The organism is Paenibacillus sp. PvR133 (genome assembly GCF_017833155.1).
In the GTDB taxonomy this organism is placed as follows: domain Bacteria; phylum Bacillota; class Bacilli; order Paenibacillales; family Paenibacillaceae; genus Paenibacillus; species Paenibacillus polymyxa_B.
Map to the genome: position 1 here is coordinate 3769811 of NZ_JAFIBS010000001.1, position 16780 is coordinate 3786590.

General features: G+C 46.5%; 15 protein-coding genes. 10 read left to right on the forward strand and 5 right to left on the reverse strand.

Going from position 1 to position 16780, the window contains the following annotated elements; translation table 11 throughout:
- Window positions 1-2 precede the first annotated feature (2 nt).
- The 4 genes from JOE49_RS16795 (at window position 3) to JOE49_RS16810 (ending at window position 4024) form a co-directional block, all read left to right on the forward strand.
- Complete coding sequence (locus JOE49_RS16795; protein ID WP_160790247.1) at window positions 3-761, forward strand: DeoR/GlpR family DNA-binding transcription regulator; 759 nt, start codon at window positions 3-5, stop codon at window positions 759-761.
- Window positions 762-1030: 269 nt separating this feature from the next.
- Window positions 1031-1759: a (Fe-S)-binding protein gene (locus tag JOE49_RS16800; protein ID WP_025724218.1), complete on the forward strand. Its 729-nt coding sequence runs from the start codon at window positions 1031-1033 to the stop codon at window positions 1757-1759.
- Window positions 1756-3276: a LutB/LldF family L-lactate oxidation iron-sulfur protein gene (locus JOE49_RS16805; RefSeq protein ID WP_209942015.1), complete on the forward strand. Its 1521-nt coding sequence runs from the start codon at window positions 1756-1758 to the stop codon at window positions 3274-3276. Before JOE49_RS16800 ends, JOE49_RS16805 begins: the two co-directional genes overlap by 4 nt.
- The gene (locus tag JOE49_RS16810; RefSeq protein WP_075154143.1) at window positions 3269-4024 is read left to right on the forward strand and encodes a LutC/YkgG family protein; all 756 of its coding nucleotides are present in this window, start codon (window positions 3269-3271) and stop codon (window positions 4022-4024) included. Before JOE49_RS16805 ends, JOE49_RS16810 begins: the two co-directional genes overlap by 8 nt.
- Window positions 4025-4036: 12 nt before the next feature.
- Here JOE49_RS16810 and JOE49_RS16815 read toward each other — a convergent pair whose 3' ends face one another.
- Window positions 4037-5014, reverse strand: a complete 978-nt coding sequence (locus JOE49_RS16815; protein ID WP_209942018.1) for a LacI family DNA-binding transcriptional regulator — start codon at window positions 5012-5014, stop codon at window positions 4037-4039.
- 154 nt (window positions 5015-5168) lie between these two features.
- Here JOE49_RS16815 and JOE49_RS16820 point away from each other — a divergent pair, with 154 nt between their 5' ends.
- The 5 genes from JOE49_RS16820 to JOE49_RS16840 all read left to right on the forward strand — a co-directional run bounded on the left by JOE49_RS16820 (window position 5169) and on the right by JOE49_RS16840 (window position 12068).
- Window positions 5169-6632 carry a glycoside hydrolase family 1 protein gene (locus JOE49_RS16820; RefSeq protein ID WP_068940817.1) on the forward strand — a complete coding sequence of 488 codons (1464 nt, stop codon included), beginning with the start codon at window positions 5169-5171 and terminating at the stop codon, window positions 6630-6632.
- Window positions 6633-6649: 17 nt separating this feature from the next.
- A complete protein-coding gene (locus tag JOE49_RS16825) occupies window positions 6650-7504 on the forward strand; it encodes a DMT family transporter (protein ID WP_028542333.1) in 855 nt (284 codons plus the stop codon).
- 259 nt (window positions 7505-7763) lie between these two features.
- The gene (gene licT, locus JOE49_RS16830; RefSeq protein WP_209942020.1) at window positions 7764-8606 is read left to right on the forward strand and encodes a BglG family transcription antiterminator LicT; all 843 of its coding nucleotides are present in this window, start codon (window positions 7764-7766) and stop codon (window positions 8604-8606) included.
- Window positions 8607-8722: 116 nt separating this feature from the next.
- Window positions 8723-10612, forward strand: coding sequence for a beta-glucoside-specific PTS transporter subunit IIABC (locus tag JOE49_RS16835; RefSeq protein ID WP_209942022.1), 1890 nt, complete (start codon window positions 8723-8725; stop codon window positions 10610-10612).
- 19 nt (window positions 10613-10631) lie between these two features.
- A complete protein-coding gene (locus JOE49_RS16840; RefSeq protein WP_209942024.1) occupies window positions 10632-12068 on the forward strand; it encodes a glycoside hydrolase family 1 protein in 1437 nt (478 codons plus the stop codon).
- A 65-nt stretch (window positions 12069-12133) separates the two neighbouring features.
- Here the strand turns inward: JOE49_RS16840 and JOE49_RS16845 are convergent, their stop codons facing one another.
- From JOE49_RS16845 to JOE49_RS16860, 4 genes are all read right to left on the reverse strand, one after another.
- Window positions 12134-13240: a sensor histidine kinase gene (locus JOE49_RS16845; protein ID WP_209942026.1), complete on the reverse strand. Its 1107-nt coding sequence runs from the start codon at window positions 13238-13240 to the stop codon at window positions 12134-12136.
- A gap of 15 nt (window positions 13241-13255) precedes the next feature.
- Window positions 13256-13957 (reverse strand): response regulator transcription factor, encoded by a 702-nt coding sequence (locus JOE49_RS16850; protein WP_023988433.1) that lies wholly within the window; start codon window positions 13955-13957, stop codon window positions 13256-13258.
- Window positions 13958-14067: 110 nt separating this feature from the next.
- On the reverse strand, window positions 14068-15258 hold the full coding sequence (locus JOE49_RS16855; protein ID WP_209942028.1) for an acyltransferase: 1191 nt from the start codon (window positions 15256-15258) through the stop codon (window positions 14068-14070).
- 317 nt (window positions 15259-15575) lie between these two features.
- Entirely contained in the window at window positions 15576-16001 is a 426-nt protein-coding gene (locus tag JOE49_RS16860; RefSeq protein WP_053325353.1) for a CHRD domain-containing protein, read from the reverse strand.
- 168 nt (window positions 16002-16169) lie between these two features.
- Between JOE49_RS16860 and JOE49_RS16865 the strand changes: the two genes are divergently transcribed.
- Entirely contained in the window at window positions 16170-16592 is a 423-nt protein-coding gene (locus tag JOE49_RS16865; RefSeq protein WP_023988436.1) for a hypothetical protein, read from the forward strand.
- Window positions 16593-16780: the final 188 nt, after the last annotated feature.

Here is a 16780-nt window from a genome sequence, read left to right on the forward strand (position 1 = left end):
CCATGCTGGTCGCAGAAAGATATGAGATGATTGTGCAGCTCGTTAATGAAAAAGGAAGCATACGGGTGTCCGAATTGAGTGAGTTGTGCAAAGTAACGGAGGAAACGATCCGCCGTGATCTGGACCGCCTGGAGCAGGCGGGACGACTGCGCCGTTCGCATGGGGGAGCGGTCAGTGTCAAAAACGAGCAGCCTGAAACGCCCTATGCGGTACGGGAAATTATGAACGCAGAGGAAAAGCGTAGGATTGCCGAGGAAGCGGTCAAGCAGATTCAGCCGAATGATCGTATTTTGCTGGATGCCAGCACAACCGCCTGGTATATGGCGTCAAGTTTACCGGATATTCCTTTGACAATATTAACAAATTCAATTCGGGTAGCTACAGAGCTGGCGGGTAAGGAAAAAATCGGGGTCATTTCGACGGGCGGGCAGTTGCTTCAACGCTCGTTGTCATTTGTAGGCCCGCTCGCAGAGCGTTCACTAGAAACCTATTATGTGGATAAATTGTTTTTCTCCAGCCAGGGGGTTCATCTGGATCGCGGTATTAGCGAATCAAATGAACTGCAAGCTCGTTTGAAGCAGAAAATGGTCAGCATTGCAGACCGTGTGATTTTACTGGCGGATGCGAGCAAATTTGGGCAACAGGCGTTTACGCACGTCGTGAACCTGTCGCAGGTATCCGAGATTATTACGGATTCGCGGTTGTCGGACCCGATTCGGAGTCAACTTGCGGAGCTGGCTATTCCAGTTACGATTGTGTAAAGCGGGGAGTTTCCAAGGTGAAGGCCGCTTTGCGTTTCATTTGGTCTTACGATCGCTATTGCAGTGGGATTCTTTGATGGTGTAAAAAAGTTATAAGTGAGAATCCCACTGCAAGCTTCTAAAAGTATCACTTCCCCAGATTTTTAGCATTGAGTAAAGAATCTGGGGGCAACAGCGATGGGAAGCACCATCTGACTGCGCAGCGGCACTATAGGTAACCTTTCAGTTATAAAGTAATAGCTATTCCATGGACGGAAGGGGTGTTCCGTATGAAGGTATCTTTATTTATTACCTGCCTGAGTGATGCGATTTATCCCAAGGTAGGGGAAGCAATGGCACGCTTGCTTGTCAGATATGGTGTTCAGCTGGATTTTCCGAAGATACAGACATGCTGCGGACAGCCATCCTATAACAGCGGCTATTGGGATGAAACGAGGGTTGCGGCTAAAACGATTTTGAAAGCGTTTAACGACAGCGATTTTGTCGTATCCCCCTCCGGTTCCTGCACATATATGATTCATCATTACCCGGAGTTGTTTAAGGATGAGCCCGAATGGCTGGACTCCGCACGGAGGCTGGAGCAAAAGACGTATGAGTTTACGCAATTTATGGTGCAGGTGCTTGGCGTGACCGATGTGGGCGCGTCTTTTCCGCATACGGTAACCTACCATCCGTCTTGCCATGGCACACGTTTGCTCGGCGTGAAGGAGGAACCGATGAAGCTGCTTGGCAGTGTAAAGGGGCTGCAATTAGTACCACTTCCCTTTGCTGAGGACTGCTGTGGCTTTGGCGGGACTTTCGCGGTGAAAATGCCGGATATTTCGGGAGCGATGGTGACTGAAAAAGTGGACCACATCAGGGAGACCGAAGCCGAGGTACTGGTCGGACTAGATATGGCCTGCTTGATGAACATTGCTGGAAATCTTCGGTATCGGGAGGAGCCAGTTCGGGTGATGCATCTGGCTGAGCTGCTGTACGAAGGGGTGAAGCACGCATGACCGCCGTACACTCACATTCCATGAACCAAAAGGTCAAAAAACGCGCAGAGCTGGCCCTAAATGATGATTTTCTGCGGAATGCAGTTCGTTTCACTACGGAGCGGCTGCGCAACGGCAAGCGGGTGGCTTCAGAACAGCACGGAAATTGGGAGGAATGGCGTGAACGGGGCCGTCAAATTCGTCTGCATACCATTGCCCATCTGGACTATTACTTAAATCTATTTGTAGAAAATGCCCGTGCCAACGGGGTGCATATTCATTTTGCCGATACAGCAGCCGATGCCGTACGTATTACACTGGATATTGCTGCGCATAGCCAAGCCCGCTCCGTCGTCAAATCCAAGTCGATGGTGTCGGAGGAGTTGCATTTGAATCAGGCGCTGGAGAGTGCGGGTATCGAGACGATTGAAAGTGACCTCGGTGAATATATTATTCAACTGGCAGGAGAGCCCCCGTCTCATATCGTCATTCCGGCGATTCACAAAAACCGCTATCAGATTGCCGAGCTGTTATCCAAAGAAGCAGGGGAGAAATTGTCCGCGGATACGACGATTTTGGCGGGCTTTGTCCGCAAAAAGCTGCGTGAGAAGTTTCTAGAAGCGGATATTGGCATGACCGGGTGTAATTTTGCCATCGCCGAGACAGGCTCCATGGTCCTGTTTGAAAATGAAGGCAACGCACGAATGGTATCCACTTTGCCCAAAACGCAAATTACGCTGATGGGCATGGAACGGATTATTCCATCCTGGACGGATTTGGAGGTGATGGCTACATTACTGCCACGATCCGCTACTGGACAGAAGCTGACCATGTACATGTCTGGTATTTCAGGCCCTCGGCGCAGCCAAGATGCCGATGGGCCTGACGAAATGCACATCATCATCGTAGATAACGGACGTTCACTACAGCTAGGCAATCCCGAGTTTCAAGAGTTGCTGAATTGCATTCGCTGTGGGGCTTGCCTGAATGCCTGTCCGGTGTACCGACACATTGGCGGGCATGCGTATGGCGGGACATATAGTGGCCCTATCGGTGCAGTGCTTACGCCTGCCCTTCATGGCAACATCGAAGAGTGGAACGATATTGCGAGTGCGTCCAGTCTGTGTGGTGCGTGTTATGAAGCCTGTCCGGTCAAAATACCGCTGCATGATATGCTGGTATATTTGCGTAGACGTAAGGTAGAGGCGGGACAAGGAGATAAGCTGGAAACAGTAGGAATGAAAGGTTTTGCGACTGTGGTTTCCAGCTCGAAGCGATTCGCAGCGGCGATTCGGCTAGGGCAGATTGCCCAGAAAGCGGTCGTTCGTAAGGGCAAAATTACCCTAAAGCTGGGCCCCCTAAAGGGATGGAATACGTACCGTGTGGCTCCCTCTTTGGCGAAAAAATCCTTCCGTCAGCAATGGAACACGCTGGAGCATAAGCTGGAGCAGGAACGCAACGTGATGCAGCCGGATGTTCTGAGCCGAATGGAGAAGATTTTGGCAGATAGAAGTAAAGGAGGGATGCAGCATGAGTGAACAGAGTAATCCTTCTGCGCAAGCAAAAGCGGCCCATGAAACGTGGCTTCATCAAATGGAAGCAGAATCCCGTGCCAAGCAGGTACGCTTTATGGACGGCATCGCGAAGCGGCTCAAGCGTCCACGACAAACGGAGCCGCCAGTTCAGCCGTTTCGCGGGGCACCTGCATTTTGGCACGAATTCGAATGGAGCACGGAGCAGCGCATCGAGGAGTTCACCGCCAACTTTACAAGTGTTGGCGGGCATGTCGTGCGTCTGCCGGATTTGGAGCAGACCGCAGACTGGATCGCGCACAAAGCGCGAGAGCTGGGAGCGGCCTATATCGTCCGGCAGAATGAGCCGGACCTGGATGCGCTCCAGCTGGAATCGGTGCTGCCGGAAGTCCGTTTAACGGTGTGGAACACCGATCCAGTCGAGGATTGGAAGGCCCGCGCCGCTGAGGCGGATATTGGCATCGTCATCGCCGACGAAGCGGCTGCTTACACCGGTTCGGTAGCGGTGTTATCCTCGCCGGAGAAAGGCCGTGCAGTCAGCCTTTTGCCAACTGCACTGATCATTCTTCTGCCAGTAGAGCGCTTGCGAACACGACTGGGCGAAATTCTAAACCGCTTTGACAAAGCCGGGCGTGAGCAATTGCCCGCAGGCATTCATTTTATTACTGGACCGAGCCGCTCGTCGGATATTGAAAATGATCTGACGATCGGTGTACACGGGCCGGGTATCGTCTATACACTGTTGATTGGTTAGTTTGTAGATGGATTAGCAGGTAGACTGGCGGACCTTCAATTCAAAAGCAAGGGAGGCTGGCTCCAAAGGCTGTCCGTTCAATTGCTGATATAATGTACGGAACATTTCCTGTCCGATTCGCTGCAATGGGTTCGTAATATTGGTCAGTCCCATGGCGTCGGCTACCTGACTTTCGTCAGCTTCAAAGCCGACCACTGCTAAATTTCCTGGAACCTTCCACCCTTTACTACGAGCAGCTGAGATAATACCGCATGCCACCAAATCATTGGTTGTCATGATGGCATGGGGACGTTCCTTTAAAGACTCCAGCTTGGCGAACGCTCGCATTCCGTCCTGCACCGTATGGATACCACTGAGCAACCATTCCTCATTCACTGGCAGCTTCCTTGCCGCGAGCAGGTCATAATAGGCCTGGAGTCTTCTTTGGCTGTTTACGCTGTTTTTTCTGCCTACGGTGCAGGCGATTTTTCTAAATCCCAGCTCGGCCAAATGCTCTAATCCAATCCGAAATCCTTCATAATGATCGAGATAAATGGATGAAATCTCTTTATTTTTTAATGGCTCGCAGGTCACAATCGGCCCATACTTGGTGTAATGCCTCACAGCAGACCAATCCAGCATACGCCGTAAAATGACGATCCCGTCCACTTTTTTCTGCCTCAAAAGCTCTAACGCCGCGCTTTCCAAATCCTGATTTTCCTCCGTCTGGTAGATCAAAACCTGATAATCTTGCTCTTTACCCGCATTGGATACTCCCTTGATGATTTGCATGTAATAATTGTTAATCGTTGGGGTCATGATCCCAATAACCTTGGTACGGCCTACTTTCAACTGCACCGCATTAATATTCGGAATATAATCCAGTTCCCGAATGACTTCCATCACCCTGGTCCGCGTTGCTTCACTGACATATGGATGATGATTAAGCACCCGAGACACGGTACTTGTCGATACCCCCGCAATTTCAGCAATTCTTTTTATATTATGCATGACATTCAACTCCAAAAATTTAGTTCTTGACCTGGAATGCATCCCAGATTGTAGCATGAAAGCATAAAGCGTATGCAGCAATCCGGGATGCATTTGAAGGACACGGGTTCCGCATACTTCTTCACAAATTATAACCTACTTGGAGGAATGCAACATGGAACAGGCAAAAGGTTTTCCCAAGAACTTTCTATGGGGCGGGGCAGCCGCTGCCATGCAGATTGAAGGGGCTTACAACGTAGACGGAAGAGGGCTCTCGATTTCTGATGTATTTACCTTTGATCCAGCACTCGACAAAAAGCATTGGCTGGATCAGTGGCATATGATGACCCATGCGCAGGTCAAGGAAGCTTTGGACCCAAACAGCACCAAAAATTATCCCAAACGTCGGGGAAATGATTTCTATCACCGTTATGAAGAAGATATTAATCTGCTGGCCGAGATGGGTTTTAGATGCTTTCGCACTTCCATTTCCTGGACACGTATTTTCCCGAATGGCGACGAGACAGAACCCAATGAGAAAGGGCTGCAATTCTATGACAAGGTTTTTGATGCCCTGCTGGCCAAAGGAATTGAACCTGTCATCTCGCTGACCCATTACGATATGCCTTTGTATCTTGTCACCGAATATGGTGGCTGGAAAAACCGGAAACTGATTGAATTTTTCGTCCGTTTTGCCGAGACTGTATTTACCCGTTACAAGGATAAAGTAAAGTACTGGATTACGTTTAACGAAATGAACTGTGTCAAACACCATCCGTTTGTCAGCGCGGGGATCATTGAAGAGAATCACCCGAATCTGGAGCAGGACAAGTATCAATCTGCCCATCATCAGTTTATAGCTAGCGCGCTGGCAGTCAAAGCCTGTCATGAGATTATACCGAACTCCCAGATTGGGTGTATGATCAGCTATCTGTTGCTTTATCCGAATACTTGCAATCCGGATGATGTGCTTGAATGCCAAAAGGAAGAACGAGTGTCCTTCTTTTTCAGTGATGTACAAGCTAGAGGGTATTATCCGTCCTATACCGCACGTATGTTCAAAGAAAAGGGTGTTGTTCTGCATAAAGAACCTGGCGACGATGAAATCTTGCGAGATAACCTCGTGGACTTCGTGTCCCTGAGCTACTATATGTCCAACAATGCCAGTGCCACTGCCGATCAGCATGCCAAAGCAAGCGGAAATCTGATTGGTGGCGTGAAGAATCCTTACCTCGAGCAGTCCGAGTGGGGATGGCAGATTGATCCTAAAGGATTACGTTATGCGCTTAATAACCTGTATGACCGCTATCAAAAGCCACTGTTCATCTCAGAAAACGGCGTGGGTGCGACAGATCAAATGAATCCTGACGGCACCATTAACGATGATTACCGTATCGACTATCTGAAAAAACATATCGAGCAAATGAGGGAAGCCATTGAGGATGGAGTGGACCTGTTCGGCTACACCGCCTGGGGTCCCATCGACATGATCAGTGCTTCGACCTCACAGGCATCCAAGAGATACGGCTTCGTCTACGTCGACCAGGATGATCTGGGCAACGGAACACTGAACCGCTACAAGAAAAAAAGCTTTGACTGGTATAAAAAAGTGATTGAATCGGGCGGAGAAGTGCTCTAAACGGAGGCGTATGATGCATGAAAGGCTTGAGCCTGCTCTTATGCCTGATCTGGGGCTTTAATTTTGTTATCATGAAATTGGGCAATGGAGCCTTTGAACCTGTTCAATTTGCGGCTCTCCGGTTTCTCACAGGGACGCTACTTCTGTTCGGAATTCTGATGTGGAAACGGGTTCCGAACCCTGACAGGCACACGATAAAATGGTATATACTCTGCGGGATTCTCCAGACTACCTATTTTAATATTGCGATTCAGATATCCCTGAACTACATTAATGCGGGCTTAACCTCCGTGCTTACGTACAGCATGCCGCTGTTTTTATCCATTATGGCTCATTTTATGATTCCAGGTGAGCGGCTGAATACACGCAAAACGATTGGAATTGCTACAGGGGTCCTGGGGCTATTATTTGCTATGGACATTCATTTGGGCGGCAATTTGTGGGCCATGCTGCTTGGGGTGAGTTCAGCGATTGCTTGGGCACTTTCGAACCTGATTATCAAGCTCAAGCTCCAGCATTGCGATAAAACCCAGTTCACGACCTGGCAGATGGCGTTCGGTGCGCTCGGATTGTTATTGTACTCCCTGTTGTTTGAGCGATGGGAGCCGAACTTTAGCGCTGCGTCGATCTTTTATATCTTATTTTCCGGCATTGTGGCGTCTGCTCTTGCATTCCTGCTGTGGACTCATATTCTCACTAGAATGGAAGCTAGTAAAGCTTCTGTTACGCTGTTGCTGGTTCCTATCATCGGTGTTGTGTCCGGCTGGATCTTTCTTCACGAGGCGCTCAAAGCGGCTACCTTGCTTGGCATTTTCTTAGTACTGGCGGGCATCTGGATTGTGAATCGTTCAGGGACTCCGAAGCCGCAGTAAGCGGATGGAAGGCTTTTTTTAATAAAGGGTTGACAGAAAAAAAGAAACTCTATTATAATGAAGCCAAGAAAACGATTACAAAAATGAATCTCATAATTTTCAGGGTGTTACTATTTTAGGCATAACCTGAATGGAGTTCCGGTAAATGGGCGATAACGTCTATGAAGCGGTATTCTGTTCAGGTTTTTTAGTGTATGCACATTTTTTAACAGAGTCTCTTTAAAAAATGGCCTTCCAGTAAATAAAAGCAGGTGGTCGCATGATTTTGAAGAAAGCGCTTAACAACAATGTCGTTTTAGCAGAGGAAGAGGACGCCCAAGAGGTCATTGCGACAGGAAATGGGATCGCATTCAACCTGAAACCGGGGGATACCATTGATGAGCGGAAAATCACGAAGCTGTTTGTAGTCAAAACTCAGGATTTATCCGCGAAGCTGGCGGATTTGCTGAAAGATGTGAAGATGGAATGTATTGAAATCGCGGATGAAATCGTGGAGTATGCCAGACCGAGATTGGCTGGAGACATTAGTGACTATATTTACCTAGCCCTGATCGACCACATTTCATTCGCCATCCAACGACATGAACGGGGAACACCGATTGAAAACCGGTTTCTATGGGAGATCAAGCGGTTTTATCGCGAAGAATTCGCGATCGGTAAACATGCGCTGGAGATGATTCGTAACAGGATCAACATCACGTTCGATGAGAATGAAGCCGGGTTTATTGCCCTGCATTTCGTCAACGCCCGCCTGGATAACCGGAAGCTTGATCTGACGCTAAAAACGTCAAAAGTCATCAAGGATATTATGGATATTGTAAAATACCACTTCAATGTCGAGATTGATGAAGATTCATGGAATTACAACCGTTTTGTAACCCATCTTAAATTTTTTGCCCAGCGGCTTTTTGCCCACGAATCGGCAGACCCGCAGTACATGAATTTGTTCGAAGACCTGAAAATCAAATTTCCAGAAGAGCACAGATGTGTACAAAAAATAGGGGTGTATGTGAATAAGCAGTTTGAGCAGAAATTAACCAATGATGAAATGATGTATCTTATGATTCACATTTCCAGATTGGTCAACAGAACTGAAAACTAACAGGGTGTTACCATTCATGGGCATTACCTGAGTGATTTCGATACTAAATTGCATTTTGGTATCGGGGATTACTCAGGTTTTTTTATATCAACCAGAGAGCATTGGAGGCAGGCATTATGAGCAAACATGATGAATTAGCGAAATTCATTGTAACTAATGTAGGCGGAGAAGAAAATATACGTGATCTGTACCATTGTATGACCCGTCTGAGATTTACACTTAAGGATAAGCAAAAAGCCAATAAACAGGCTTTGGAAAATTCCGACAGTGTCATTTCCGTGATAGAAAGCGGAGGGCAGTACCAGGTGGTGATCGGCAATCATGTTAACGAGGTTTATGATACGATTGCGAAGAACTATAACCTTCAGGTAAAAAGCGGCAACGAAAAGAAAGAGGATAATGCAAAGGAAGGTAATTTCATCAGTCGTGCTTTTACCGTCATGAGCTCTATCTTCCAGCCGATTGTACCTGCTTTGGCTGGTGCAGGGATGCTGAAAGCTATCCTGGTTATTCTTACACAGTTAGAGTGGTTGGACAGTGCCTCCAGTACCTATGCTATCCTTGCTGCCGCAGGCAACGGCGTATTTTTCTTCCTGCCACTGATGTTGGCGTTTTCAGCTTCGAGAACATTCAAGACCCAGCCTATCGTATCTGCTGCCATTATGGCCGCTCTGCTGGAGCCTAACTTCACCAAGCTGATGGAAAACACGGGGGATATTGCTTCCTTTATCCACATTCCCGTTGTCCTGATGAGTTATACGACATCCATTATTCCAGCAATTTTAGCCATTTGGCTGTATTCATATCTGGAACGGTTTCTGAAGCGGGTGGTTCCGAAAAGCATTGAATTGTTTATGGTCCCGCTTGTTTCCTTATTAATTATGGTTCCGCTTACCGCCATTGTGATCGGTCCACTGGGAGTGTACACCGGTAAAGGTATTGCGGATGGTATTGAATTTTTGAGTACGCAAAGCGGTCTCTTGACTGGAGCCATTCTGGGAGGCGGCTGGACCTTCCTGGTGATGTTTGGTTTACACTGGGGGATTGCACCTGCGATGATCAACAATCTTTCCCTCAAAGGGTTTGATACGATTCGACCTATGATGGCTTCTGCGACCTTCGCCCAATCCGGTGTCGCTCTTGGGGTCTTTCTGAAAGCCAAAGACAAAAAGCTGAAAGCTTACGCACTGTCATCTATTTTCCCTTCACTGTTCGCTGGTATTACAGAACCTATCGTTTACGGATTGTCCGTGAAGCTGAAAAGACCAATGATTGCCGCCGTCATCGGGGGAATGATCGGAGGGGCCATTGCCGGACATTTCCAAACGACCGTGCTTGCTTATGTGTTCCCGGCAATAACTACTATTCCGGCATTCTTTACGAATACAATTGCTTTTTATTTGATTAGTATCATCATTTCATTTGTGGTTACTACCGTATTGACTTATATTCTGGGCTTTAATGAAGGAAACGGGGCAACGGATGCGGAGACAGGAAAGACGGAAGCAGAAAAATCCGAGCCTGCCTTACAAACTGAACCTGGACATACCGAAGTCACCGAGAATGTCTATGCGCCTATCCATGGCCAAATTGTTCCGCTTCATGAGGTTCCTGATCCTGCGTTCTCTACAGAAGCGATGGGTCAAGGAATAGCCATTCTACCGAGTGAAGGAAAGGTATATTCACCAGTTTCCGGGGTTGTCTCGCTCGTATTTCGAACCGGCCATGCGATAGCCATCACCTCAGATAACCATCTGGATCTGTTAATTCATGTGGGACTAGATACGGTTAAGCTGAAAGGCAGCTATTTCACGAAGCATGTAGAACAAGGGCAACGGATTGAACGAGGCGATTTGCTGCTTGAATTTGATATTCCGAAAATCCAGGCAGCCGGTTATGACCTGACAACTCCAATTATTGTTACCAACAGCACTGCTTACCAAAAGGTTACCCAGACACAGCAAAAATCCGTAGATTTGCAAAGTATTTTACTCACTGTACATTAAATAAAGGAGGAAATGAGTTATGACAGCACAAATAGCCAAAAATTTTCCTGAGAATTTTCTATGGGGTGGTGCTATAGCAGCGAATCAAGCTGAAGGGGCATGGAACGAGGATGGTAAAGGGCCAGCAATCAGCGATGCATTTCGGGGAGGAATAGTAGGCGGGACGTTTGATGATACGATTGATGAAAACAAGTACTACGCCAGCCATGAAGCGATTGATTTTTACCATCGTTATAAAGAAGATATCGCCCTGTTCGCCGAAATGGGCATGAAATGCTTTCGGACTTCCATTGCATGGTCCCGAATCTTTCCGAATGGGGATGATGCCGAACCAAATGAAAAAGGGCTGCAATTTTACGATGATCTGTTTGATGAGCTACTGAAGTATGGAATTGAGCCGGTCATCACCATTTCTCACTTTGAGCTACCTCTGAATCTGATTCGCAAATACGAAGGCTGGAAAAGCCGCGAGCTGATTGGATTCTATGTAAAGTATGCGGAAGTTGTCTTCAAACGTTATAAAAACAAAGTGAAATATTGGATGAACTTCAACGAAATCAACCATTTCCATACCATTCCTTTGGCGGCAGGAGGCATTGTTGTTCAAGACGATGAGCACAAACTGCCGACTATTTATCAGGCTAGTCACCATGTTTTCGTTGCCAGTGCCCTGGCTACTAAACTGTGTCATGAAATTATCCCAGGAGCGATGATGGGCGCTATGCTATCCCTGAGTCCGATCTATCCGAATACCTGTAATCCGGACGATGTGTTTGAAGCCTATGAGCTGAGAAGAAGATCCTTATTTTATTCCGATGTGATCCTTAGAGGCTATTATCCAAGCTATGCCAAACGGATCTGGAAAGAGCATAACATCATGGTCCAAATGGAGCCCGGAGATGAACAATTACTGCGGGAGCATACAGCGGATTATTTAGGATTTAGCTATTATCGAAGTACGACACATAAAGCAGGTATGCCCATCTTGGGCAACACAGGGGGAATTATGGGACTCGACAATCCCTATTTGGAAAAAACGCCATGGGGATGGCCAATTGACCCGAAGGGCTTCCGCTATGTGTGTAATGAGATGTACGACCGATATCAGAAGCCTCTGTTTGTTGTAGAGAACGGCTACGGCAGTCATGATGAAATTTTGGAAGACGGTTCAATTCATGATCCCGGGCGGGTAGACTATCTGAACAAGCATCTGATCCAGCTGCATGAAGCTATTGAGGATGGCTGCGAAGTGCTCGGCTATACCTGGTGGGGTCCAATCGACATTGTCAGTGCGGGAACGGGAGAAATGAAAAAAAGGTACGGCTTTATCTATGTAGACAAAAACAACGATGGTACGGGTACGCTGGAAAGAAGAAAAAAGAACAGCTTCTACTGGTACCAAAAGATTATTGAATCCAATGGGGAAGTATTGTTTGAACAAAATAAAGGAAAATAGTCCTGTATTAAATAAAAGTCAGAAATGAACCGGCCAGAGATACAATCTTTGGCTGGTTCGTTTGTTTATGTGTAGGAGTAGAGGGGAAAACGGGTTTCAAAATCTGTTTGTCTGCGATTGCTCCTAACCGAAATGCAGCCATCATGCAGCTCGGTAATACTTTTTGTAATCGCAAGGCCCAGTCCGGTGCCTCCAGTTTCCTTGGAACGTGATTTGTCCACCCGGTAAAACCGTTCAAACAAGTGCGGGACATCTTCCGCAGGAATTGGGGTGCCGTAGTTAGTGCAGATTACCACCGCCTCGTCGTCTTCGCGTCCTATGGTGATATCGAGGCGTTTGCCGTCTTTTCCGTATCGAATAGCGTTGGAAAACAAATTTTCATACAGGCGTACCAGCTCGTCGGTATCGGCTAGAATCCGAACAGGCTCGACGATTCGGACACGGTAGGACATGTCCGCCTGTTCCAGCGAGGGTACAAATTCCTCAGCAAGCTGGGTAAGCAATTTGCCGAGATCTACAGGCTCCAGCTCCAGTGGCAGACTGCCACCGCTCACACGCGTGTATTCAAACAGCTCATCGATCAGCTTTTTAAGCGTCAATGACTTTTCATAAGCAATGTTCACATAATAGCGCAGCTCAATTTCATCCCGATAGCGGTCGGTTTCAATATATTCCAAAAAACCGATCACGGATGTTAGCGGGGTACGAAGATCATGAGATACGCCGGTGATCAGGTCGTTTTTGGCTTTGGCGGAAGCCCGTTCTTCTTCCAGTGAGAGACGGAGCTTGTCCGCCATGGTGTTCATATTTTTCGCCAAGGTACCCAGCTCGTCCGCTGAAGAAACAGGGATCGTATAGGACAGATCTCCATCAGCAAACTCCTGCATCCCCGTCGTAATTTCGCGAAGATAGCCAATCGTATTTTTGGTAAAAAGGAAAAAGAAATAAATATATAAAGGCAGCCCTCCAATCAGCATGATGAGTGGGGACCCAATATGATTCACGGTCCAGCGAATTAGACGAGTGCCAAAAAATGAACGGGAAGGGTTCAGCCATAGTAGCAAAGATGCTCCATAATAAAACACCATCAAAATCAGTCCGGTTAAAGTGAAGGCGGCAAGGCTAAGGGCTGCCAGCTTCCATCCCAATGTGTCATATCGTTTTGCCTTCAAGACGTGAATCCTCCATTAATCGAATTTTTCCATTTTGTAGCCGATTCCCCACACCGTTTTCAGGTATTTAGGTTTTCTCGGATCAGCCTCAATTTTCTCGCGAATTTTACGCACATGAACCATCAGCGTGTTGTTGGATTCCAGATATTGCTCCTTCCACACTTTTTCATAGATCTGCTCCATGCTCAGCACTTGACCACGATTACGTGCCAACAGCTCGACAATGGCAAATTCACGCGGGGTCAGCTTAATGGATTCTCCGGCGAGAGTGACCTCATGCGTAGCAGAATTAATGGAGAGTTCATCCAGTATCATTTCATGCTCCAATGCAGGGGAGGAGTGGGTATATTTCCGTACTCTGCGCAGCTGGGATTTGATGCGTGCCACCAGCTCCAACGGGCTGAACGGCTTAGTGACATAATCATCGGCTCCAACGCTGAGTCCTGTGATTTTGTCCATATCTTGTCCCTTCGCAGACAACATAATAATCGGAAAATGCTCGGTTTCTCTGATCTTCATGCAAGCTTCAACCCCGTCCATATTGGGCATCATCACATCAAGCACCATCACATCTATCGATTCCCGACTGACTTGCTCCAGCGCTTCCAGTCCGTCTCGTGCCATAAGCAGTCGATATCCTTCATTTTCCAAATAAATTTGCATCAGCTTAATAATTTCAGGTTCATCGTCTACTAATAAAATGGTTCCGTTATGCATGGTTGTGCACCCTTTCTGTTCTTTCCAGCAGTATACAATATGGGCGTATTATATACCTTTTTAAAGATGGAGGCTATGGACACTCATCTCAGTTCGCTTGCTTGGGGTCGTCAGCCTTTGGATAGTGCTGTTTCAGTTGAAGAAATACGGTTTTCTTGCTTGAATTGTCTTTTTTCTATTTCTGGTAGTTGACCGAACAAGATCCAAGCAAATGGCAGGAAACGGGAGATGATCGACACGACGAGCCAAGAGCAAAGAAGTACAAAGAAAAAACCTCCGGCATACCACGCATGAATAAGCTGCGGAGAACCGATATGTGGTGAAAACTGCCGATACAGGAGCAGGAAGAACGGATGAATCAGATACACACCAAAGGACAGTGTGCCCAGACATTCCAGTTTGCGAGTGACAAAGGAATCTTGTCGTCTGTACATTAAAAAGGAAATCTGTAGTATTACCAGAGTGCTAGACAGGCTGTACATATTATACATAAGTTCAAAAACTAGCGAATTGTACGAGATTCCGTACATTCTATTTTCGTACCACATATAGACATGCATGGTGGCTGAAATCAGCCATAAAGCCCAAATTGCGATCCATGTCAGCACTCCGGCAACACTTCGTTCCCCCTTACGCATCAGAAACCACGTTCTCAGCTGTGGGTAGTAGTAACCGAGAGCAGCACCCAGCATGTAGCAGGCTATATAAGACAGTGCCCAACTGCCCTTATTTTGAACCTGAAATAGAAATTTATTTCCAATAACAAATGACCACTGTACCAAGAGCCCAAGGACAATAGACCATTGTGGAAGTTGCTGACAACGCTGGAACAGCCACAGTACGAATGGAAATGCAAGATAGAATTGCATCATGATAAAAATATAATATAAATGAGTATACGCTTTGCCTGTGGCCAGCTTCAGAGCAAAGCTTTTCGCAAGTGTGATTATATTCCATGGTTCGGAGCTGCCAGCCATAAGGGACAGGATGAAATAAAATAGAGAGAACATGACGTAAGGTAAGAGGATGTACAGCAATCTCTGCTTATAAAAGCGGCTTAAGAGCTGTCGTCCCATCGGACGATCCTTGTAGTTGTAGAACAGTACCATGCTGCTAAGCGCGATAAATACGGGGGTTCCATACTTCATCAACACATTGAGCGCATTGTATACAACATAAAGACTGGAATTTGTAAGCTGAACCGTTGCATAAGAAGTGGCATGTACCATCAAGACGGCTAAAATCGCCATGGCTCTGCCCAACTGCAATTCGGGAATTTTTTCTTTGGTCTTAGGCTTCATAAGCTTCATTTCCTTTCAGGAGTGAACTGTATCTTGTTGAACTCTTTCTATTAAAAGATAAAGTTCTTAACAACCCTGAAGGGAAGGGCTTAAGAAACGCTTATGAACTTCTTAACTTTTGTTAAGAATTGAGGATTTTGCAAAAATTCCATAAGCGACTTCCAATGAACAAGATATAGATTGAAATGGTTTAGTCCGTCTATATATGCACTTCGGAGCGACTGGAATCGAATTTTGCAAAATCCTGAATTAAAAAGAACTTCCATAGCCTCAAAATGAGTGGCATGGAAGTTCTTTTTTATACTCATGATCATTCGTTATTTGCAGCGTTTGATAGGTGCGCGTCTAATTTGTCCACGAATGGCACCGTTCGGATGACGGATGGTGTGGACATTGACGTAGGCATTGCCCTCTCTGATTTGGCACACCAAATCATAAATGGTTCTGCCTCTGAGCGGACCGGTAAGATCACATGCACGTAGCACGCCGGTAACGACGCCTCTTCTAACGGTTATCCCAAATTTCGAAGGACCAAACAGTGTAGCAACAACAGGGCCATTTTCACCTCTTCGTCCCAGATGAATATGCGCTTCGGTTACCCGTGAGATATTGCGTACAGTCAGTTCAAAGCTTAATTGTTGGCTCGTTGGACGGTAACGAAATTCGGCTGTTCCCGTCGCATTTGTTCTGACAGGAGGCACTTCATTAGCCCCCCTTAAGGTGGCTCTAAACTTATTAGACATGACATCCCTCCTTTCCCAGTGTTGGTTTAGTGTATTCACAGGGCCAGGGAAAGGGCTGCACATTAGCCTATTCATCAGAAGTTGTGTGTTTTACAAGTTATTCAGTCCAAGCACAAAACAAACTTTTTCATAGTCTATGAGTATCTGGTAGAGAGAGGAGGGGAAACCATGGGAACATTTATTGATGGGAGAACATCCCAAAACGCTTCGACAGCTAACTCTATTGCCATTCCGATCACTCTTTTAAATACGCCTCAATTGTTTGGGCAGATCGGATTAAACACACTGGGAGCTACAGGTACGCCACGGGTTCTGCTTAAAGGAACCATATCGCTTCAACTTCCGCTTGCTTTAGTCGGAATAACGATCACTATTGTAAGAGGTACCCTGGTAACTGACCCTGTTGTTTATTCGGCTACGTCTACTTTCAGTTTGAGTTTATTAGCTCCACAGGTTATTGCGTTCTCAGCCGATGACTTTAACCCGCCGATTACACCACAATTGGTTTATACAGCTTTTGTTTCTTCTAACCTGCTGGGTACAGTACGAGTAGGTCCAGAGAGCTTTGACGGAATTTTGGTTGCGGATTAATGTAGTAATTTTGATATGACGAAATATTGCTTCATAAAGCTTCGCAGTTGTAACTGCGAGGCTTTTTTGTGTACAAGTACAAGTTTCAGCTTAACGAATAAACTACTTTTCTTTTGCATAAGAATTACATAGGCATAACCCTGCAACAATGGGTAGAATTTTATGTATGCGCTTACAAAAAATAAAAT

What these genes read in the sequence shown, in the direction of transcription:
- JOE49_RS16825 (WP_028542333.1), top strand. Translation starts at nt 6,650, where the DNA reads ATGAAAGGCTTGAGCCTGCTCTTATGCCTGATCTGGGGCTTTAATTTT.
- licT (WP_209942020.1), top strand. Translation starts at nt 7,764, where the DNA reads ATGATTTTGAAGAAAGCGCTTAACAACAATGTCGTTTTAGCAGAGGAA.
- JOE49_RS16850 (WP_023988433.1), bottom strand. Translation starts at nt 13,957, where the DNA reads ATGCATAACGGAACCATTTTATTAGTAGACGATGAACCTGAAATTATT.
- JOE49_RS16815 (WP_209942018.1), bottom strand. Translation starts at nt 5,014, where the DNA reads ATGCATAATATAAAAAGAATTGCTGAAATTGCGGGGGTATCGACAAGT.
- JOE49_RS16795 (WP_160790247.1), top strand. Translation starts at nt 3, where the DNA reads ATGCTGGTCGCAGAAAGATATGAGATGATTGTGCAGCTCGTTAATGAA.
- JOE49_RS16820 (WP_068940817.1), top strand. Translation starts at nt 5,169, where the DNA reads ATGGAACAGGCAAAAGGTTTTCCCAAGAACTTTCTATGGGGCGGGGCA.
- JOE49_RS16805 (WP_209942015.1), top strand. Translation starts at nt 1,756, where the DNA reads ATGACCGCCGTACACTCACATTCCATGAACCAAAAGGTCAAAAAACGC.
- JOE49_RS16835 (WP_209942022.1), top strand. Translation starts at nt 8,723, where the DNA reads ATGAGCAAACATGATGAATTAGCGAAATTCATTGTAACTAATGTAGGC.
- JOE49_RS16810 (WP_075154143.1), top strand. Translation starts at nt 3,269, where the DNA reads ATGAGTGAACAGAGTAATCCTTCTGCGCAAGCAAAAGCGGCCCATGAA.
- JOE49_RS16865 (WP_023988436.1), top strand. Translation starts at nt 16,170, where the DNA reads ATGGGAACATTTATTGATGGGAGAACATCCCAAAACGCTTCGACAGCT.
- JOE49_RS16855 (WP_209942028.1), bottom strand. Translation starts at nt 15,258, where the DNA reads ATGAAGCCTAAGACCAAAGAAAAAATTCCCGAATTGCAGTTGGGCAGA.
- JOE49_RS16800 (WP_025724218.1), top strand. Translation starts at nt 1,031, where the DNA reads ATGAAGGTATCTTTATTTATTACCTGCCTGAGTGATGCGATTTATCCC.
- JOE49_RS16840 (WP_209942024.1), top strand. Translation starts at nt 10,632, where the DNA reads ATGACAGCACAAATAGCCAAAAATTTTCCTGAGAATTTTCTATGGGGT.
- JOE49_RS16860 (WP_053325353.1), bottom strand. Translation starts at nt 16,001, where the DNA reads ATGTCTAATAAGTTTAGAGCCACCTTAAGGGGGGCTAATGAAGTGCCT.